Consider the following 18,033-nt stretch of genomic DNA (forward strand, 5'->3'; position numbering starts at 1 on the left):
CCTGGCAAGTAGGGTGTGCCGCATGTCAGCTCTCAACGTGGAATTCAGCGATCGGGAACTTGAGGACCTCCGCCAGATCGCCAAGGAACGCGGTACCACGATGAAGGCCCTCGTCCGGGAGGCGACCGTGGCCGACATCGCCCGGCACCGCGCCCTCCAGGAAGGCGCCGAGGTCTTCCGCCGGTTCTTCGCGGACAACGCCGACGCCTTCGCCGACGCGTTCCCCGAGGATGAGCACGGCCCCCGCCATCCGGGACGGGCCGCCTGACCCATGGCCTCGCTTCTGCATATCGATGTGCCGTGGCTGTTGCAGCGGCATGAGGAAGTCCTGCCCGAACAGCCGGCCATCTCGGACTTCTCCGGTCTTGTCGCCGCCGTGGCCCGTCACCGCGTCGATCCGCCGCGCCTGGGCGTCGACCCCGACGCGGCCTGGCGGGCCGCGGCCCTGCTGCACACACTGGCCACGCTCAGACCGCTTCCGGCGAAGAACGCCCGCTTCGCCAGCGCCACCGCGGTCGCCTATATGCACGCCACGGGCGAGGGCATCGACCCGCCGTACGGAGCCCTGATCGACCTGGTGCGCGACATCCTGTCCAGCAAGGCCGATGTCTTCGACGCGGCGGGCCGTATCCGCTCCTGGCGCATCTGACCACGGCGCGGCCGGGAATCCCCTCGGGGGATCGCCCGGCCGTGGAAGCGGGGTGGCTTCGGCGCTCAGCCCGCCGAGCCGAACTCCTCGGCGACGGCCTGCCTCTCCAGCGTTTCGCGCCGATCCTCGGCCGGGGTGTGACCGGCCTCCTCCGCGGCCTGGGCGCGCTCGGCCTCGGCCAGCAGTGAGTGACCGGTCGCCAGTACACCGATGCCGAGCGCCACCGCCGCGGCCCCGATGTAGAAGGGGAGATGGACCCCGGCGCGCTCGGCCAGCTTGCCCGCGGCGTACGGCGCCAGACCGCCGCCGATGAAGCGCACGAAGCCGTAGGACGCGGAGGCGACCGGACGCTCCACCGGCGCGACGGTCATCACCGCCTGCGTGGTGATGGTGTTGTTCAGCCCGATGAAGGCACCGGACACGATCACCGCCACGATCAGCGTCGTACGGGAGGTGGTGAACAGGCCGATAACGAGGATGTCGAGGGCGAAGAGCGCCAGATTCAGATACAGCGCCCGCGCGATGCCCAGCCGGGTCTGGAGCCAGGGTGCGCCGAAGACGGAGAAGAAGGCGACGAGCAGACCCCAGCCGGTGAAGACGTAGCCCAGTTCATGTGTGCCCAGGTCCATCGGGAAGGGCGCGTAGCCCAGCACCGTGAAGAAGCCCCAGTTGTAGCAGAGCGCGGTCAGCCCCATGGTGAGCAGCCCGCGGTGGCGCAGCGCCTTGAGCGGGTCGGCCAGTGAGGCGCGGCGCGGCGGGGTCGGGGTGGGGTCGACCAGGACGACGGTGGCCACGAGCGCGATGGCCATCAGGACCGCCACGCCGAAGAACGGACCGCGCCAGCTGATCCCGCCCAACTCGCCGCCCAGCAGCGGTCCCACGGCGATGCCGATGCCGAGCGCCGTCTCGTAGAGGATGATCGCCCCGGCGAAACCGCCGCTGGCCGAGCTGACGATGACGGCGAGTGAGGTGGCGATGAACAGGGCGTTGCCCAGTCCCCAGCCCGCTCGGAAACCGACGATCCCGTCGATGCTGCCGGACGCCCCGGCCAGTGCGCTGAAGAGCACGATGAACACGAGCCCGGCCACCAGGGTGCGCTTGGCGCCGATACGGCTGGAGACGAAGCCGGTGACCAGCATGGCGACGGCGGTGACCACCAGATAGCTGGTGAACAGCAGCGACACCTGGCTCGGCGTGGCGTGCAGCTTGGCGGAGAGGGAGGGCAGGATCGGGTCCACCAGGCCGATGCCCATGAACGAGATCACACAGGCGAAGGCCACCGCCCAGACGGCCTTGGGTTGCTTGAACGGGCTCTGGGCGGGGGGAGGGGCGGACCGGTCGGTACCGGCGGTGGGGCGGGTGGATATGTCGGGGTGAGCGGACAACAGGGGCTCCGTCGGGTCAGGACCCGGGCCGTGACGACATGACAAGCCGTGGCGCGGCAGGGTGCCGGTGGGTCAGGAAGCGGTGTTCCCGGGAGGTCTGCGCGCCTGTGCCGCGTTCTCGACCAGCCGCTGGAAGGCGGGGCCCGCGGCGCGGACGGCGGTGGCGAGTGCCTCTTCGTCCTCCGGGGACAGTGTGGCGAGCAGTTCGGCCAGCTGGGTGGTACGGCTGCGGCGCCGTGCGGCGAGCAGTTCGCGCCCGTCGTCGGTGATGGCCACCAGCACCACCCGTCCGTCGGCCGGATCGGCGATCCGGGTCACCAGGCCCTGCCGCTCCAGCCGCTGGATCAGCTGGGTCATGGAGGGCTGGGTGACGCCCTCGTCCGACGCCAGTGCGGTCAGCCGCGCCGGACCCTCCCGGTTCAGCCGGCCGAGGGTGGACGCGGCGGTGAAGCTGATGTCCCGGTTGATCAGATGGCGGACCGCGAGGAACGCCAGCTGCTCCAGGGCCTCCGCGACCTCCTCGCGGGCCGCGAGGGCGTCTGCTTCACCGGGTCCGGACTGCTGCGTGTATTCCACACCTATATTTGTATCACGGGCCTATATAGCGGGTCCATGCAGTGCTCCCCCTACGGCTTCCGCGCGGCGCCGGGCGGCGGGGGAGCGCCGGGCTCAGCGGAAGATCCCGGTGTGGCCGAGCGAGTAGCGGCCGGGCTGGGGATAGACCGCCAGCCCGTGCGGACCGCCGCCGACCGGGATCCGGGCACGCAGCCGCCCGGTGCGGGTGTCGATCGCGTACACCTCGGAGTTGTAGCGGCCTGACAGCCACAGCACCTTGCCGTCGGCGGACAGCCCGCCCATGTCGGGACTGCCGCCGCCGGGCAGCCGCCACCGGTCGATCAGCTTCCCGGAGGTGAAGGAGAGCACCGAGATGCTGCCCTCGCCCCGGTTGGAGATGTACATCTTCCGCGAGTCGCGGCTGACGTACAGACCGTGGGTGCCCTTGCCGGTGGGCAGCAGCCGCGGCCGTCCGAAGGTGTCTCCGTTGAGCACCCACACACCGTTCGCCACCATGTCGGCCACGTACCACTTCCGGCCGTCCGGTGAGATCTTGACGTCCTGTGGCATGGCCCCCGCGACCGGCAGCCGCTGCTGTGCGATCACCTTCATCCGCGCGGTGTCCACCTTCAGCAGTTCGCCGGAGAACTCGCACGAGACGATGAAGTAGCGCCCGTCGGGGGAGAAGTCGGCGTGGTTGACGCCGTAGCAGTCCACCGGCAGTGCCTTCACCACGCGCATGGTGTGCGCGTCCCGGAAGACCAGTTGCCGGTCCTTGGAGGCCATCACCACGGCGTACTTGCCGTCGGGCGTGAAGTAGAGGTTGTACGGATCGTGGACGTCCACCGTGCGCCCGGCCCGGCCGGTGGCGGGGTCGATGGGGGTGAGGGTGTTGCCCAGGTCGTTGTTGACCCACAGGGTTTTGAGATCCCAGGAGGGGACCACGTGCTGCGGCTGGTGGCCGACCGGGATCGTACGGATCACCTTGAAGGTCTTCGGATCGATGACGCTCACCGTGTCCGACAGCGTGTTGGGCACGTACACCCGCGACGGGAAGCGCTTGACCGCCTCGGCCAGCTTGCCCGGCCGGTCGGCGGCGTACAGATCGTGCGGATCCAGCGGCGCGGGCATCCCGGGCAGCAGTTTGGCGCGGGCGGCCTTCTCCGCCGCGGCCGAGGGACGGAGCGTATGGCTGGCCCGGGGTGTCGCCCGGTCCCGGTCACGGTTGTGATCACTGGAGGCGGCGCAGGCCGGGACCGCCGCACAGCACAGCAGCAGGGCCGCGGCGGCCCGGACCGCGGCGTGGCGGCGCGTGAGGGATCGGTGGGTCGGGCCACTGGCCACGGTTTCCTCCAGCGGTGAACTCCGGCGGTGCGGGGGACTGCGGCCGCTGCCCGGACCACGGCGGGCCGTGGCCCAAGGTTGTCACCGCCGCCACCCACCGGCACCCGCCGACGTCCAAGCAGGTGAGGGGCGTACCGCCGCCGGCCGCACACCGCGTCCCCGGCTGGTACGGGGACGCGGTGTGCGGCCTCGAGGGCGCCCGCCCGCATATTCCCGTACACCTCGCATATTCCGGCGTCCGCGGGGGAATCGGGGGCCATGACAAAGCCCTGCCTTCCGACGGGCATCCGGGCCTGCCTGTTCGACCTCGACGGGGTGCTGACCCGGACCGCCGTGGTGCACGCGGCGGCGTGGAAGCAGACGTTCGACGAATTCCTCGAGCGCCGCGACGGCCCCTCCTACCGCCCCTTCGACCGGGCCGCCGACTACGACGAGTACGTGGACGGCCGCCCGCGCGCCGACGGCGTCCGCACCTTCCTGGCCTCCCGGGGCATCGACCTCCCCGAGGGCGCGGCCGACGACCCGCCCGGCAAGGACACCGTCCACGGTCTCGGCAACCGCAAGAACGCCCTGGTCCTGGCCAAGATCCGGGAAGAGGGCGTCGAGGCGTACCCCGGATCGGTGCGCTTCGTCGAGGCGGTGCGCGCCGCGGGGCTGCGGACCGCGGTCGTCTCCTCCAGCGCCAACTGCCGCGATGTGCTGATAGCCGCCGGTATCGAGCACCTCTTCGAAGTGCGGATCGACGGTGTGGTCGCCGCCGAGCGCAAACTGCCGGGCAAACCCCACCCCGACACCTTTCTCGAGGCCGCCCGCGAACTGCACACCGCCCCGGACGCGGCCGCCGTCTTCGAGGACGCCCTCGCCGGCATGGAAGCCGGGCGCGCCGGCCGGTTCGGCCATGTGGTGGGCGTGGACCGGGTCGGCCAGGCGGATGCGCTGCGCGACCACGGCGCCGACACCGTGGTCCGGGATCTCGCCGAACTGCTGGAGGAGGACGCCTCGTGATCACCGACTCCTCGTATGCCGTCGACCCCTGGCTGATGCGGGAGACCGAGCTCCACCTGGATGTCCTGCCCCAGAGCGAATCGGTCTTCGCGCTCTCCAACGGCCATGTCGGCTGGCGCGCCAACCTGGACGAGGGCGAGCCCCACGGTCTGCCCGGCTCCTACCTCAACGGGGTCTACGAGCGGCGCCCGCTGCCCTACGCCGAGGCCGGATACGGCTACCCCGAGGCCGGTCAGACCATGATCAACGTCACCAATGGCAAGATCATCCGGCTGCTGGTGGACGACGAGCCCTTCGATCTGCGCTACGGACGGCTGCGTTCCCACGAGCGCGTCCTCGATCTGCGCGGCGGCGTGCTGCACCGCAGCTGCGAATGGACCTCTCCCTCGGGCACCAGCGTCCGGGTGCGCTCCACCCGGCTGGTCTCCCTCACCCAGCGGGCCATCGCCGCCGTGGCCTACGAGGTGGAGGCGCTGGACGCGCGGATCCGCGTTGTCGTCCAGTCCGAGCTGGTCGCCAATGAACAGCTGCCCAGCCACGCGGAAGACCCCCGGGTGGCCCAGGCCCTGGAGTCCCCGCTGCTGCCCGAGGAGAACGACGCCAATGACAAGCGACTGCGGCTGATCCACTGCACCGACGCCAGCCGTCTGCGGGTCGCTGCCGCCGCCGACCATCTGATCACCGGGCCGCCGCCCACCCGCCACTCCAGCGAGAGCAGCGACGACCTGGCCCGGCTGACCGTGACCTCCGTCCTCGAACCGGGCGAGATCCTGCGGCTGGAGAAACTGGTCGCCTACGGGTGGTCGAGCGTGCGCTCCCTGCCCGCCGTACGGGACCAGGTCGAAGCGGCACTGGCCGGGGCCACCAGCACCGGCTGGCGCGGACTGGTCCATCAGCAGCGCGCCTGGCTGGAGGACTTCTGGGACCGCGCCGATGTGGAGGTCGAGGGCGACGCCGAGATCCAGCAGGCGGTCCGCTTCGCCCTCTTCCACGTCCTCCAGGCGGGCGCCCGCGCCGAGGAACGTGCCATCCCCGCCAAGGGCCTCACCGGCTCCGGCTACGACGGACACTCCTTCTGGGACACCGACACCTTCGTTCTGCCCCTGCTCACCTACACCTTTCCCGAGTCCGTGGCGGAGGCGCTGCGCTGGCGTCAGTCCACCCTGACTGCGGCCCGCGACCGGGCCCGCCAGCTCGGCCACGAGGGCGCCGCCTTCCCCTGGCGCACCATCGACGGCTCCGAATGCTCCGCCTACTGGCCCGCCGGTACGGCGGCCTTCCACGTCAACGCCGATGTCGCCGACGCCGTGGTGCGTTACGTCGCCGCCACCGGCGACGAGGAGTTCGAACGCGAGACCGCCGTGGAACTGCTGGTGGAGACCGCCCGGCTGTGGCGCTCCCTGGGCCACCACGACCACCACGGCCGCTTCCACGTCGACGGGGTGACAGGCCCCGACGAGTACAGCGCCCTCTGCGACGACAACGTCTACACCAACCTCATGGCCCAGTCGAACCTGCGGTGCGCGGCGGACGTCGTGGAGCGCCATCCCGCCAAGGGCGCGGCGCTGGGCGTCGACGACGAGGAGGCCGCCGCCTGGCGGGACGCCGCCGAGTCCATGACCATCCCCTACAACAAGACCCTCGGCGTCCATGAGCAGCACACCGGCTTCACCGGCCACCAGGAGTGGGACTTCCAGAACACCCGCTCCGACGACTACCCGTTGATGCTCCACTTCCCCTACTTCGAGCTGTACCGCAGACAGGTGGTCAAACAGGCCGATCTGGTGCTGGCGATGTATCTGCGCGGCGAGTGCTTCACCGAGGAGCAGAAGGCCCGCAACTTCGCCTACTACGAGCCCCTGACCGTCCGCGACTCCTCCCTGTCGGCCTGCTGCCAGGCCGTCATCGCCGCCGAGGTCGGCCATCTGCGCCTGGCCTACGACTACTTGGGCGAGGCGGCGCTGATGGATCTGAAGGACCTGGAGCACAACACCCGCAACGGTCTGCACATCGCCTCGCTCGCGGGCACGTGGATCGCGCTGGTCGCCGGGTTCGGCGGAATGCGCCACTTCGCGGGCAGTCTGGAGTTCGCGCCCAAACTGCCGGAGAAGCTGGCCCGCCTCGCCTTCACCGTGCAGGTGCTGCGACGGCGGCTGAGGGTGGAGATCACCAACACCTCCGTCACCTACTCCCTGGTCGAGGGCGCCCCGATGGAGATCCGGCACTACGGCCGGGCCATCACCGTCTCCGACACATCGCCCAAGACCTGCGAGGTCCCCGAGCAGACAGCCCGCCCCGAACCGCGCCAGCCCCCCGGCCGCCGGCCCGACCGCCGGGCGTGAGGCGGGACCACCGGAACCACCACCGGAGCGACGAGGAGCGGGCGACGGCCGGAAGGGGCGCGCGATGGATCCGCTGACCGCCTTGGACCGGATCGCGTTCCTCCTGGAGCGTGCCCAGGCGCCGACCTACCGGGTACGCGCCTTTCGCACCGCCGAAGCGGTCCTGGCCGAGCTGTCCCCGGAGGAGGTACGGCGGCGCGCCGAGGCGGGCACACTCACCTCGCTCAAGGGCATCGGCCCCAAGACCTCGCAAGTGGTGCGGGAGTCGCTGCGCGGCGAGGTGCCGACGTACCTGGCCGGTCTCGAAGCCGAGGCCGAGGCCGTGCGGGAACCCGACCCCGCGGCGGCCGCACTGCGCGATGCGCTGCGCGGCGACTGCCATCTGCACTCCGACTGGTCCGACGGCGGCTCACCGATCGAGCTGATGGCCCGTACGGCCGCGCGGCTGGGACACGACTGGGCGGTGCTGACCGACCACTCGCCACGGCTGACCGTGGCCAATGGGCTGTCGCCGGAACGGCTGCGCGCACAGCTCGAGGTGGTGGCCGGACTGCGCGCGGCCCTGGCCCCGTTCCGGCTGCTCACCGGTATCGAGGTCGACATCCTTCCGGACGGCTCCCTCGACCAGGAGCCGGAGCTGCTGGACCGGCTGGATGTGGTCGTCGCCTCCGTCCACTCCAAGCTGCGGATGGACGCCCGCGCGATGACCCGCCGGATGGTGGCAGCGGTCCGCGATCCCCATGTCGATGTGCTGGGCCACTGCACCGGGCGGCTGCTCGGCGGCAAACGCCCGGAGTCCGTGTTCGACCCGGCCGAGGTGTTCGGCGCCTGTGCCGAGTCGGGTACCGCCGTGGAGATCAACTGCCGCCCCGAGCGGCTGGATCCGCCGCGGCGGCTGCTCCGGGAGGCCGTCGCGGCGGGGACGTTCTTCTCGATCGACACCGACGCCCACGCACCCGGTCAGCTCGGCTGGCAGATCAACGGATGCACCCGGGCGGCGGAGTGCGAGGTGCCGAAGGAGCGGATCATCACCACCTGGACCGAGCGACAGCTCCTGGAGTGGACGCGTACCCGCAAGGCCCCACGTCGCGCGGCCACGCGCCGGGGCGCCTCCCGCCGTACGGCCGACGGGAGCTGACCCTCCGGAACCTCAGGAGCGCGGACCCGCGGGGTCGAGCACCGCCTCGATGTCGATGGTGAGGTCGACCATGTCGCTGACCACCACACCGCCCCGGTCCACCGTGTCGTTCCAGGACACCCCGAAGTCATGCCGATTGACCCGGGCGGTGGCGAGGAAGCCCGCGCGCCGACGCGGTCCGAGATTCGTGTCCCCCTCCCACCAGGGCGTGTCCCACTGCCCCAGATAGGTCACCCGCAGCGGCACGGGGCGGGTGACCCCGCGCACCGTGAGCTCCCCGTCGACATCGAACTCGGTCTCGCTCAGCTGGGTGACACCGGTGCCGGAGTAGGTCCACGTCGGATGGTTCTCGACGTCGAAGAAGTCCGCGCTGCGCAGATGCGCGTCCCGCTGCGGCTGGCCGGTGTACACCTGGGTGGCGTCGATGGTCGCCGCCACCCGGGCGTTCTCCGGGCTCTCCGGGTCCACCTCGAGGAACCCCTCGATGTTCTTGAACTGCCCGCGCACATACGTGACCATCATGTGCCGCGCCTTGAACTCGGCGCCCGTGTGACCGGGCTCGAAGAACCATCTGGTGACTGCCATATCCGCTTCCTGACGTGTGATCCGCTCTCGGCCGCGCTGGAACGATCATGCGCCAGACGCGGTGGGCCGTCCCGGCGGGCCATACACGAAAGGCTCGGTGAGTTCACCTATTTGCCGTAAGTCATCACATCGTCTCCTTCGATCGGGCTACCGTCATCATGTCGCGCGCGCCCGTCCGTGGCGTGGCGCACCGGGGGGGATGCATGACGGACATGACGGGGCTCAGTGACACCACGATCGAGCGGATCCTCACGATGGTCGACGCGTCCGCGCTCGCCGTCGCCGAGGAGGAGCACCAGGAGCTCTTCGAGGAGTTCGCGGAGGAACTGCGCGCCGGTCGGCGGGTGCCGGGGGCGGGGGAGTTCTTCGACGACACCAGCGGGGCACCGGCCGTCGACACCCATGTGTATCTCACCATCGGGCTGTCGGTGCTCGGCCAGATCGCCTTCAAGGTGCTGTCGACGGCGACCGACATGGCCATCGAGCACGGGCTGCGGGACGCCCTCGGCTACCTCACACGCTGTCTGCGCGGTGGCGATGCCGGGGAGGGCGATGACGGCGCGGAGGACGACGGCGCGGACGGCACCGTGGCACTCGCCCAGCGGGTGACGGTGGAGCTGCCACTGCCCCCGGAGGTGGACCCGGAGACGGTACGGGCCGTCGTACGGATCCAGGCGGAAGCGCTCGTCCGCTCCGCGGCGGAACCCACAGGCGCATCCGCACCCGAATCCGAACCCGCACCCGGATCCGGAGGCGGTGGGGACAACGCCGGGTAGCGCCCGCCATGACCACCGTGTCCCCGGTCCACCGGCTGCGCCGCGCGGAGCGGATGTGCTGGCTGATCCTCCTCGGCCCGGTGTGCGCCGCGCCCGCCACCGGTGCCAGCGTGATGGTCACCGGCGACGACCCGCTGAGCGTGCCCGGCGCGATCGGCGGGACCGCGCTGCTCGCCGCGGTGGCCCTCGCCGCGCTGTTCCTCCTCCCGCTGGTCAACGAGTGGCGTTCGGACTCCCTCAGCGGCCGTGAGGCGGAGGAGGGACTGAGTGAGATCAACTGGACGGAGAAGGGCTGGAAACGCATCCGGGACACCTTTCACGCGGCCGGGCTGGACACCGCGCAGCTCCAGGCGGTCTCCACCTGGTCCCCGGTGTCGAGACTCAAGGTGCTGCACATCCCGCAGCCCTCACCGGGCTTCCTCGGCCGGATGGAGGACTGGGGGATCCGATTCCAGCGCCGTAAGTCCGTGTGCGCAGTCGGCGCCGCCACCGGACTCGCCCTCGCCCTGCTGGGCGACCGGATGACACTGCCGGTCGACGACGACGTCGTGATCGTCCCCGTCGCGGTCACGGCCGTGGCCCTCGTCGCCGTGGCTGGTGTCTTGCTCTACCACGCCTTCTCGCTCAACGTCCGCAGGCCCACGGTCCACGTCACCATTCCGCAGAGCTGGCGCACCCTCCTTCGAAGCCCGGTCGGGGCGGTACTCCTCCGCCACGAGATCTCCCATCTGCGCCACCGCGATCCGATGCGGCGCCGCTATCTGCGCCATGTACCGGCGGTGGGGAAGCTGGCCGTGTGCTTCGACTCCGTGGCGGCCCTCCGTGTCACACCGGTGGAGACCTCCGGCCAGACCATCGTCTCCATGACGGCCTTCGTCCTCGCCCTCACCGGCGGCCTCTACGCCAACAGCCGTGCCCGACGGCTGGTGGTGACGCTGATGGAGATGCGGGCGGACGCCGAGGCGGCGGCCCACGACACCGAGTCGGCCGACCACCTCGCCACGTTCCTGGCCCGTCAGCAGGCCAAGAACCCCACTCCGCAGAAGGCCGCCCGGCTGCACGCCCTCACCCACCGGTGGACCGGCGGCCACCCCGTGCCCTACGCCCGCGCCGTCGCCGCCGTCTGCGTTTTCGCGATCACCACCTGTGTCCCGGCGATCGGGCTGTGGACCGGCGTCCTGGACCGAACGTCGTCGTAAGCGATGGCCAGGGGGTACCGTCCGAGGGAGGAGACCTGCCCAGGCGGGAGACGAGGGCCGCACGCGCGGCGAAAGGGGATGCGGAGGATGACCGGCATGGCTGAGCCCGGCGGCGGCCGGCGGGAAGAACCGGAGGGCCGCCGGGCGCCCGCGGAGCCCGAGGGCGGCGACCCCGCCTGCTGGCTGGACCGCGTCTGCGCCGCATGCGGCGCCATCCAGGACACCGTCCCCTTCGACCGTTGCGCACGCTGCGGAGCGGTCGCCGAGGACATCTGAGCCGGGCCGGACGACGGCGCGTTCGCGGGCTACCGCCGCTTCGTGTCCCCCAGCCGCTCGGTCGGCCCGCCGAACGCCAGGAACGTGGTCCGGGAGGCGAGCAGCCAACGGCCCTCCACCGTGCGGAACGTGTCCGCATAGTGCCCCACGTTCACGGGGGGCCGGGGCGTGACGATGCCTTCCGTATGGCCGTCGACCCGATACGTCGCGAAGCAGGACGTGGCGGTGGCCGTTGTCGCGGACTCCACGGTGACCGCGATGTTCGAGGTCATCCGGCGCGAGAGCCGGTCCGCCGGACGGGAACCGAAGTACCTCCCCAGCGCCTCACGCCCTTCCACCCGGCGGTCACCGGCGGGCCACTCCCACACTCCGTCCACCGTGAACAACTCGGCCACCGAACTCGGATCCCCCAGATCGAGCCGGTGCAGAAAATCTATGATCAGGCGCTCACAGGCCCGTTCGGCGAGCAGCCGGTCGATCGGGCCGAGATCTCCGGTATCCATGATTCTTTCCTATCGTAGGGTCCCCGTGCGCCCCGCCTCAGCCCTCGTGGTCGTAGACCGTCACCGGCACCCCTCGGGCCACCAACTCCCGTGCTATCAGCGGCTCGATACGCGACCAGCGGCCACCCGCCAAACCGCAGCCGATGCGCGGCATATGGACCGAGGCACCCTCCTCGGCGGCCCTGGCCGCCACCGCGCCCAGGGCGGCCCCGATGGCCTCGTACTGCACCGGAACCCCCTTGCTGCCACGGCGCAATCCCCGCTGACCGATCATGTTCGCCACGCACAGATACGGGCTCACCCGCACGAACTGCACCGCGCCCAGCCCGAAGTCATTGCCCGCGCGCTCCCGGTGCCAGCGCCGGTACGCGGACTCCGGCTCCGGCCAGCGCCGCGAGACCGCCAGCACAAAGCCCTTGCCCCAGCCGCCCAGGTCGTTGCAGACATGAGCGATGATCTTCTGTCCCTTGCCGCGCGGTGAGGTGGCGTCCCCGCGGACGTACACGATGTCCCCCATGACTCCACCGTACGGCCCGCCACTGACACATCCGTCCGACAAGCGGCTCCTTCGCATGTCAGTGCGTGGCCAGCCCCGCCTGGAAGGCCAGGATCACCGCCTGGGTCCGGTTCTCGACGCCCAGCTTGGCCAGCACATGGCCCACATGCGTCTTGACCGTCTCCAGGCTCACCGTCAGCCCGTCCGCGATCTGCTGGTTGGACAGCCCCTGCGCCATCAGCCGGAGGATCTCCGTCTCCCGGCGGGTGAGCGCGGCCGCCCGCGTTACCGCCTCCGGCCGTACCGGCCGACCGGTGGCCAGGCGGCGTACGGCGTCGGGGAAGAGCATCGAGTCTCCGGCCGTCACCAGCCGGATGGCGTGGGCGATCTGCTGGGACGGGGCCCGTTTGCGGATGAAGCCGTCGGCGCCCGCCTCCAGCGCGTCGTAGACGTACTCGTCGTGCTCGAAGGTGGTGATCACGATGACCTTCGGCGGCTCGGACAGCGTGGCCCGCAACTGGCGGGTGGCCTCGATCCCGTTGAGGGTGGGCATCCGCACATCCATCAGGACGACGTCGGGGCGCAAGGCCACCACCAGCGGCAGCACGTCGGAGCCGTCCGCGGCCTCGCCGACCACGGTCAGATCGGGCTTGGCCGACAGCAGCGTCCGCAGCCCGGTCCGGGTGAGCTCCTCGTCATCGACGACCAGCACGCTCACCGTGCTGTGCGCGCTGGTGTCCACGGCCCCGTTCACCGGATGCGCCGCACCCGTCCCGCTCATCGCCCCGTCCCCAGCGGCAGCCGTGCCACGAGCCGCCACCGGGCTCCGTCAGACCCATCCGCGGCAGTGCCGGACAGTTGGTCCACCGGGCCCATGGACACTTCGCCGCGCAGCAGCCGCACCCGTTCGGCGATCCCCGTCAGCCCCTGACCGGACCGTCCCTCCCCTCGTGTCACCGGGCCGCCGCACCCACGGCGGACCCGATTGACGAGCTCCACCTCCAGCCGTCCGCCGCGCACGTCGATCCGCAGCCCGATCCCCGTCTTCTCGCCGTGCCGCAACGCGTTGGTCAGGCCCTCCCGGGCGATCCGGTACGCCTCCCGGGACACCGCCGCCGGTACCCGGTCCAGATCGCCACCGGTCTCCATCCGCAGTTCGGCGCCCGCCTGCCGCACCGACTCCGCGAGGGCGTCGAGATCGGCTAGGGTGCGCTGCGGCGCCTTCGGCGCCCGCTCGTCGCGGAGCGCGCCGAGCACATGGTCCAGGTCGTCCATCGCCGCCCGCGAGGTCTCCTCGATGCTGGTGAGCGCCCGCCGCGCCGCGGCCGGATCGCGCTCCAGCAGTTCCCCGGCCACCGCGGCCTGGATGGTGGACGCCGTGAGTGTGTGCCCGATGGAGTCGTGCAACTCCTGGGCCAGCCGGTTCCGTTCGTCCAGAAGCCGCATCCGCTCCTCGGCCGCGGCCAGCCGCTCGGCGGGCCGGTGGTCCAGGAAGACCGGGGCCAGCAGCCGCAGCGCGGCCGTACCGACCGCGGTCATGGAGCCCGCGAGCAGCAGGCACCCCACGGAGACCAGCGGCGTCCACAGCCCCTCACCGCCCGCCGGTACGGTGACCCGTTCCCCGAAGACGGCGATCTCGCCACCACCGCCCCACCACACCGCCGGGAACGCCACGGCACCGAAGACCAGCATCCCCGTCAGCGTGATCACCGCTACCCCTACCGCCATATGCGCCACCAGCCATGCCGCGGTACGCAGCCGGTTGATCCACCGGGAGCGCGGTGACTCGGCGGCCGGGAGCGGAAGTCCGGTGCCCAGCAGCCCCTTGGCCAGCCGGACACAGCCGCGGCGTGCGGCGCGTGGTGCGCCCAGGGCCGTGATCACGATTATCAGCGCGAGGCTGAAGCCCGCGATACGCGCCGGAAGTGCCCACCGGGGCGGCGCCGACAGTACGGCGGCCGTCAGCGGCGGTACGCTCAAGGCCGCTCCGAGCAGCGTATGAGCCCAGCCCCGATAGGTCGCCGCGGTGAACAGCGGACGGATCAACGTGTGCATGGCCCGCACAGTAGCCGCAGGCCAGTTCGGCGCGCCTCCCTCCAAAGAGCCGGTTCATCCCGCTGTTTCGAGCGACACGGATTCGCCAGCGCGGGACGCGCGCTCCGTCTCCGGCCCGCTCGGGCCTCCTGCTGGGCCGCCGTGCGGCGCCGGAGCAACCCGGCGCCGGACGGACATGACTAGAAGCGGTAGCGCAGAATGCGGCCCATGGCCCGGAAGCCGGGCAGATGGGCCATCACCTTCATACTCATCCGCCCCGACGCGGGCATCTTCTCCAGCCCCGGTATGTCCACGCTGCGCACGGTGTCCAGGCAGGTCAGCCCGTCGTGCCAGCTCTCGAGTTCATACGGGTCGTCCAGCCCCCAGTGGAGCGTCGCCCCCGCGTTGCGCACCGCCGGAACACACTTCTGGAGCCGGATGCCCAGCGAGCCGCAGCAGTCGAAGAGCAGCTGCCCGCTGGGGAAGCGGCCGGTGATCCGCTGGATCAGCCGCTTGCCCTCCTCCTCGGTCAGATACATCGTCAGGCCCTCGAAGACCGCCACGGTCGGACGGTCGTCGGGCACCTCACGCAGCCACGCCTCGTCGGTCACCGAGGAGGCGACCCTCTCGTAGCCGCCCGACGGCTCCGTGAGCGGCCGTCGGCGCGGCTCGACGACGTCCGGGAAGTCGACGTCGATCCCAGTGCACCGACGACGGGGGATCGAGCCGCTGGACCCGGGTGTCCAGGCCGCAGGCCAGATGCAGCACGGTGGCCTTCTGATGCTCCGCCAGGAACTCGGTGGTCCAGTCGTCGAGCTGTTTGGCCCGCAGTGCCACGCCCACCGCCGTCGTGGGCGTCATCCCCGTTTTGCCGAAGTCGTACGCGACGCGCTCCACCGCCGCCTGGGGGCGGTGTCGCCCAGGACGGTGTCCGGTGAGCGGCTGTCCACCGCCCTGGCGTAGAGCGTGGCGAGCATGGTCTCCTGAGTGCCGCTGAGCGTGATCTTTTCCTGATCCATGGTTCCTCGGTCGATGTGGGGGTACCGGCGGCCCTGCGCGAAATCGGGCACGGAGTGTCCGCGTCCGTGTGCGTACAGTTCCATGTCTTCCCTGGGGAAGGCGACCGAGTCCTGGGCCGTTCGAGTACTTCCCGCCATCTCCGGAGCCCGTGGTGGACCGTCAGTCCTGCGTGGCCAGCCAGAGATCGGGGCCGAACACCTCGTAGTGGACGGCGGAGGGCCGTACGCCCCGCTCCAGCAACTGGGCGCGTACGGCCCGCATGAAGGGCAGCGGTCCGCACAGATAGACCTGCGCGTCCTCGGGGACCGTGACGCCGGACAGGTCCACCAGGCCGGTACGCGCCTCCGGCCAGTCGCCCTCCGGTCGCTCGTACCAGAAGTGGGCATCGCCCTGGGCCAGTTTGGTGACCAGCCGTTCCTGATCGACGCGCAGCGCGTGGCGGGCGGCGGAGCGGTCGGCGTGGACGACGGTCACCGGGCCCTGGTGCCCCCGGTCCACCAGGTCCTCCAGCATGGCGACCATCGGGGTGCATCCGATGCCCGCCGAGACCAGCAGCAGCGGGGTGTCCCTGTGCGTGGTGTCGAGCACGACGTCGCCGTACGGAGCCGAGACGCTGATCACGTCGCCCACCCGGACCTGGTCGTGCAGATGGCCGGAGACCTCGCCCACCGGTCCCTGCCCCTCGTGCACCCGCTTGACGGCGAAGGAGCGCACCGTCGAACCGGGTGCGTTGGTCAGGCTGTACTGGCGTATCTGCCGTGCTCCGTCGGCCAGTTCGACCTGGACGGACACATATTGTCCGGCCCGGAACACCGGGGCCGGGCGGTCGTCCGCGGGCCGGATCCGGAAGGTGACCACCTCCGGTGTCTCCTGGACCCGTGCCACCACCGTCCACGGGCGCCAGGTGCCTCCGGCCAGCGTGCCCTGCTGTGCGTACAGCCGTCGTTCGATCTCGATGAGGGCGTTGGCCATCAGCCAGTAGACCTCGTCCCAGGCGGCGGCCACGTCCGCGGTGACCGCGTCGCCGAGCACCTCCGCGATGGCGGCGGACAGATGGCGGTGCACGATCGCATACTGCGCGGGTGACACCCCGAGCGAGGCGTGCTTGTGCGCGATCCGTTCCAGCAGCGCGTCGGGGCGGACTTCGGGCTGTGCCACCAGGGTGGTGGCGAACGCGGCGAAGGCCCCCGCCAGGGCCTGGCGCTGTGTCCCCGCGGCCTGGTTGCCCCGGTTGAACAGATGCCGCAGCAGCTCGGGGTGGGCCTCGAACATCCTCCGGTAGAAGAGGTCGGTGATGGTGCCGATCGCCTCGCCGACGGCGGGCAGCGTGGCGCGGACGGTCTCAGCCGACTTCGGGGAGAGCATAGGAGGCTCCTAAGTGGTATGTGAGATTCGTATTTAACGGTGTGAAGAAGTCCGTCATGGCGGGGTCCCTGATGTCAGGCGGACAGGCCGGGGCGGCGTCCCACCAGTCCCAGCAGCACCGGGCCGGTGGGGGAGGCGACCAGATCGTTGACCGTCAGCGGATCGAGTGTGGCGTAGAACGCCTCCTGCGCCCGGCGCAGCGCCATGCGCAGCCGGCACCCCTGCCGCAGCGGACAGGGGGTATCCCCCTCGCAGTCGACGACATCGCCAACCCCCTCGAGTTCCCGGACGAGCTGGCCGATTGAGGCGGTGCGCCCGGTCTCGGTGAGCGCCAGCCCGCCGCCGCGCCCCCGCCGTGACTCGATGAGCCCGAGGTGCTGGAGCCGGGCGGCCACTTTGGCCAGATGGCTGTACGGCACCTGCATCTCCTCGGCGACCCGCCGCGCGGTGCACGGTTCGTCGCCGGTCACCGCGAGGCGCATGATCGCCCGGAGGGCCAGATCCGTGGACTTCGTCAGCCGCATGGCGGCAGCTTAGATAATACGAATCTGAGATGCAACTTAACTGGCGCCGGCCGGAACGGTCCGGAAGTGGGTGGTCACCCGGTTGGTGTCGTCGAGTACATGGAACGCGACCATCGGCGGCAGGTCGTAGTTGAGGGGATCGTCCTGGCTCCCGCTCTCGCCGGGCAGGGTGAGGGTGGAGACCACCCCCGGCGCGGCCAGCAGCGGAAGTCCGGCGAAGGTGGTGGTCGCGGCGGTGTGCGCATGGCCGCACAGCAGCGCGACAACGTGGTCGTACCGGTCCAGCACCTTCTCCAGGCGCTCGGCCTGGAACTGCCGGATGGCATCCACAGAGGGGATGTGCAGCGGAAGCGGCGGGTGGTGGAACGCGACGAAAGCCGGGACATCCTGCGGAGAGTCCGCCAGTTCGCCGTCGAGCCACGCGAGCGTGACATCGTCCAGCAGCCCTTCGCCGCGTCCGGGGACCGAGGAGTCGCACATCAGGAAGGTGGCCCCGGGGAGCCGGTGCGCCCGGTTCACCGGGGTGGTGGCGTCCGCACCCGAGCTGTCCTCGCCGAGGAAGTGGCGCCGGTAGGCCGCCCGCTCGTCGTGGTTGCCCGGGCAGGTCAGGACCGGCAGCGGTGAGGTGAGGATCGCGGCCGCCTCCCGGTACTCCTCCTCGGTGCCGTGGTCGGCGATGTCACCCGTCGCCAGGATGGCGTCGAGCCGCCCGGGGAGACCGTTGAGGTACGCCATCACCCGGCGGGTGCGCTCGGCCGCCCTCGCCCCTCCGTACCCGCGGTCCTGCCCGAGGTGCACATCACTGATCTGAGCGAACACCAACACCACAAACCTCCT

General features: G+C 70.9%; 22 protein-coding genes. 8 read left to right on the forward strand and 14 right to left on the reverse strand.

Going from position 1 to position 18,033, the window contains the following annotated elements; all coding sequences use genetic code 11:
• Positions 1–22 precede the first annotated feature (22 nt).
• Positions 23–268, forward strand: a complete 246-nt coding sequence (locus HUT19_RS38670; RefSeq protein WP_176185645.1) for a hypothetical protein — start codon at positions 23–25, stop codon at positions 266–268.
• A 3-nt stretch (positions 269–271) separates the two neighbouring features.
• Positions 272–649 (forward strand): toxin Doc, encoded by a 378-nt coding sequence (locus HUT19_RS38675; RefSeq protein WP_176185647.1) that lies wholly within the window; start codon positions 272–274, stop codon positions 647–649.
• A 65-nt stretch (positions 650–714) separates the two neighbouring features.
• Here the strand turns inward: HUT19_RS38675 and HUT19_RS38680 are convergent, their stop codons facing one another.
• The 3 genes from HUT19_RS38680 to HUT19_RS38690 all read right to left on the reverse strand — a co-directional run bounded on the left by HUT19_RS38680 (position 715) and on the right by HUT19_RS38690 (position 3,933).
• Positions 715–2,034 carry an MFS transporter gene (locus tag HUT19_RS38680; protein ID WP_254886022.1) on the reverse strand — a complete coding sequence of 440 codons (1,320 nt, stop codon included), beginning with the start codon at positions 2,032–2,034 and terminating at the stop codon, positions 715–717.
• A gap of 72 nt (positions 2,035–2,106) precedes the next feature.
• Positions 2,107–2,610 (reverse strand): MarR family winged helix-turn-helix transcriptional regulator, encoded by a 504-nt coding sequence (locus tag HUT19_RS38685; RefSeq protein WP_176185649.1) that lies wholly within the window; start codon positions 2,608–2,610, stop codon positions 2,107–2,109.
• A gap of 93 nt (positions 2,611–2,703) precedes the next feature.
• On the reverse strand, positions 2,704–3,933 hold the full coding sequence (locus tag HUT19_RS38690; protein WP_254886023.1) for a beta-propeller fold lactonase family protein: 1,230 nt from the start codon (positions 3,931–3,933) through the stop codon (positions 2,704–2,706).
• A 258-nt stretch (positions 3,934–4,191) separates the two neighbouring features.
• Between HUT19_RS38690 and HUT19_RS38695 the strand changes: the two genes are divergently transcribed.
• From HUT19_RS38695 to HUT19_RS38705, 3 genes are all read left to right on the forward strand, one after another.
• On the forward strand, positions 4,192–4,938 hold the full coding sequence (locus HUT19_RS38695; RefSeq protein WP_176185651.1) for an HAD family phosphatase: 747 nt from the start codon (positions 4,192–4,194) through the stop codon (positions 4,936–4,938).
• Positions 4,935–7,280 (forward strand): glycoside hydrolase family 65 protein, encoded by a 2,346-nt coding sequence (locus HUT19_RS38700; RefSeq protein WP_176185653.1) that lies wholly within the window; start codon positions 4,935–4,937, stop codon positions 7,278–7,280. Before HUT19_RS38695 ends, HUT19_RS38700 begins: the two co-directional genes overlap by 4 nt.
• 64 nt (positions 7,281–7,344) lie before the next feature.
• Entirely contained in the window at positions 7,345–8,418 is a 1,074-nt protein-coding gene (locus tag HUT19_RS38705; RefSeq protein ID WP_176185656.1) for a PHP domain-containing protein, read from the forward strand.
• 12 nt (positions 8,419–8,430) lie between these two features.
• Here the strand turns inward: HUT19_RS38705 and HUT19_RS38710 are convergent, their stop codons facing one another.
• Positions 8,431–9,003 (reverse strand): YceI family protein, encoded by a 573-nt coding sequence (locus tag HUT19_RS38710; RefSeq protein ID WP_176185658.1) that lies wholly within the window; start codon positions 9,001–9,003, stop codon positions 8,431–8,433.
• Positions 9,004–9,206: 203 nt separating this feature from the next.
• Between HUT19_RS38710 and HUT19_RS38715 the strand changes: the two genes are divergently transcribed.
• The 3 genes from HUT19_RS38715 to HUT19_RS38725 all read left to right on the forward strand — a co-directional run bounded on the left by HUT19_RS38715 (position 9,207) and on the right by HUT19_RS38725 (position 11,254).
• Positions 9,207–9,779: a hypothetical protein gene (locus HUT19_RS38715; protein WP_176185660.1), complete on the forward strand. Its 573-nt coding sequence runs from the start codon at positions 9,207–9,209 to the stop codon at positions 9,777–9,779.
• Between the two features lie 8 nt (positions 9,780–9,787).
• Positions 9,788–10,978: a hypothetical protein gene (locus tag HUT19_RS38720; protein ID WP_176185662.1), complete on the forward strand. Its 1,191-nt coding sequence runs from the start codon at positions 9,788–9,790 to the stop codon at positions 10,976–10,978.
• 96 nt (positions 10,979–11,074) lie between these two features.
• Positions 11,075–11,254, forward strand: coding sequence for a hypothetical protein (locus HUT19_RS38725; protein WP_176185664.1), 180 nt, complete (start codon positions 11,075–11,077; stop codon positions 11,252–11,254).
• 29 nt (positions 11,255–11,283) lie between these two features.
• On the opposite strand, the gene HUT19_RS38730 is transcribed toward HUT19_RS38725, so the two are convergent.
• The 10 genes from HUT19_RS38730 to HUT19_RS38765 all read right to left on the reverse strand — a co-directional run bounded on the left by HUT19_RS38730 (position 11,284) and on the right by HUT19_RS38765 (position 18,018).
• Positions 11,284–11,757 (reverse strand): nuclear transport factor 2 family protein, encoded by a 474-nt coding sequence (locus HUT19_RS38730; RefSeq protein ID WP_176185666.1) that lies wholly within the window; start codon positions 11,755–11,757, stop codon positions 11,284–11,286.
• Between the two features lie 37 nt (positions 11,758–11,794).
• Complete coding sequence (locus HUT19_RS38735; RefSeq protein ID WP_176185668.1) at positions 11,795–12,274, reverse strand: Appr-1-p processing protein; 480 nt, start codon at positions 12,272–12,274, stop codon at positions 11,795–11,797.
• A gap of 58 nt (positions 12,275–12,332) precedes the next feature.
• Positions 12,333–13,034 (reverse strand): response regulator transcription factor, encoded by a 702-nt coding sequence (locus tag HUT19_RS38740; RefSeq protein ID WP_176185670.1) that lies wholly within the window; start codon positions 13,032–13,034, stop codon positions 12,333–12,335.
• Entirely contained in the window at positions 13,031–14,308 is a 1,278-nt protein-coding gene (locus HUT19_RS38745) for a sensor histidine kinase (RefSeq protein WP_176185672.1), read from the reverse strand. The genes HUT19_RS38740 and HUT19_RS38745 overlap by 4 nt, the downstream gene beginning before the upstream one ends.
• A 179-nt stretch (positions 14,309–14,487) precedes the next feature.
• A complete protein-coding gene (locus HUT19_RS43670; RefSeq protein ID WP_254886024.1) occupies positions 14,488–14,898 on the reverse strand; it encodes a hypothetical protein in 411 nt (136 codons plus the stop codon).
• A complete protein-coding gene (locus tag HUT19_RS43675; protein ID WP_254886025.1) occupies positions 14,873–15,148 on the reverse strand; it encodes a class I SAM-dependent methyltransferase in 276 nt (91 codons plus the stop codon). The genes HUT19_RS43670 and HUT19_RS43675 overlap by 26 nt, the downstream gene beginning before the upstream one ends.
• Complete coding sequence (locus HUT19_RS43680) at positions 15,145–15,306, reverse strand: hypothetical protein (protein ID WP_254886026.1); 162 nt, start codon at positions 15,304–15,306, stop codon at positions 15,145–15,147. Before HUT19_RS43680 ends, HUT19_RS43675 begins: the two co-directional genes overlap by 4 nt.
• Before the next feature lie 160 nt (positions 15,307–15,466).
• Entirely contained in the window at positions 15,467–16,672 is a 1,206-nt protein-coding gene (locus HUT19_RS38755; RefSeq protein WP_176185674.1) for a globin domain-containing protein, read from the reverse strand.
• Between the two features lie 74 nt (positions 16,673–16,746).
• Entirely contained in the window at positions 16,747–17,196 is a 450-nt protein-coding gene (locus HUT19_RS38760; protein ID WP_176185676.1) for an Rrf2 family transcriptional regulator, read from the reverse strand.
• A 36-nt stretch (positions 17,197–17,232) separates the two neighbouring features.
• Positions 17,233–18,018 (reverse strand): metallophosphoesterase, encoded by a 786-nt coding sequence (locus tag HUT19_RS38765; protein ID WP_217712398.1) that lies wholly within the window; start codon positions 18,016–18,018, stop codon positions 17,233–17,235.
• Between the last annotated feature and the right edge of the window lie 15 nt (positions 18,019–18,033).

Source organism: Streptomyces sp. NA02950 (genome assembly GCF_013364155.1).
Classification (GTDB): Bacteria; Actinomycetota; Actinomycetes; order Streptomycetales; family Streptomycetaceae; genus Streptomyces.

Bases quoted from the DNA above. Each gene is read 5' to 3' on its own strand.
- HUT19_RS38695 (WP_176185651.1), top strand. From the start codon at position 4,192: ATGACAAAGCCCTGCCTTCCGACGGGCATCCGGGCCTGCCTGTTCGAC.
- HUT19_RS43680 (WP_254886026.1), bottom strand. From the start codon at position 15,306: ATGGATCAGGAAAAGATCACGCTCAGCGGCACTCAGGAGACCATGCTC.
- HUT19_RS38735 (WP_176185668.1), bottom strand. From the start codon at position 12,274: ATGGGGGACATCGTGTACGTCCGCGGGGACGCCACCTCACCGCGCGGC.
- HUT19_RS43675 (WP_254886025.1), bottom strand. From the start codon at position 15,148: ATGACGCCCACGACGGCGGTGGGCGTGGCACTGCGGGCCAAACAGCTC.
- HUT19_RS38720 (WP_176185662.1), top strand. From the start codon at position 9,788: ATGACCACCGTGTCCCCGGTCCACCGGCTGCGCCGCGCGGAGCGGATG.
- HUT19_RS38675 (WP_176185647.1), top strand. From the start codon at position 272: ATGGCCTCGCTTCTGCATATCGATGTGCCGTGGCTGTTGCAGCGGCAT.
- HUT19_RS38740 (WP_176185670.1), bottom strand. From the start codon at position 13,034: ATGAGCGGGACGGGTGCGGCGCATCCGGTGAACGGGGCCGTGGACACC.
- HUT19_RS38760 (WP_176185676.1), bottom strand. From the start codon at position 17,196: ATGCGGCTGACGAAGTCCACGGATCTGGCCCTCCGGGCGATCATGCGC.
- HUT19_RS38725 (WP_176185664.1), top strand. From the start codon at position 11,075: ATGGCTGAGCCCGGCGGCGGCCGGCGGGAAGAACCGGAGGGCCGCCGG.
- HUT19_RS38715 (WP_176185660.1), top strand. From the start codon at position 9,207: ATGACGGACATGACGGGGCTCAGTGACACCACGATCGAGCGGATCCTC.
- HUT19_RS38710 (WP_176185658.1), bottom strand. From the start codon at position 9,003: ATGGCAGTCACCAGATGGTTCTTCGAGCCCGGTCACACGGGCGCCGAG.
- HUT19_RS38745 (WP_176185672.1), bottom strand. From the start codon at position 14,308: ATGCACACGTTGATCCGTCCGCTGTTCACCGCGGCGACCTATCGGGGC.
- HUT19_RS38705 (WP_176185656.1), top strand. From the start codon at position 7,345: ATGGATCCGCTGACCGCCTTGGACCGGATCGCGTTCCTCCTGGAGCGT.
- HUT19_RS38730 (WP_176185666.1), bottom strand. From the start codon at position 11,757: ATGGATACCGGAGATCTCGGCCCGATCGACCGGCTGCTCGCCGAACGG.
- HUT19_RS38755 (WP_176185674.1), bottom strand. From the start codon at position 16,672: ATGCTCTCCCCGAAGTCGGCTGAGACCGTCCGCGCCACGCTGCCCGCC.
- HUT19_RS38670 (WP_176185645.1), top strand. From the start codon at position 23: ATGTCAGCTCTCAACGTGGAATTCAGCGATCGGGAACTTGAGGACCTC.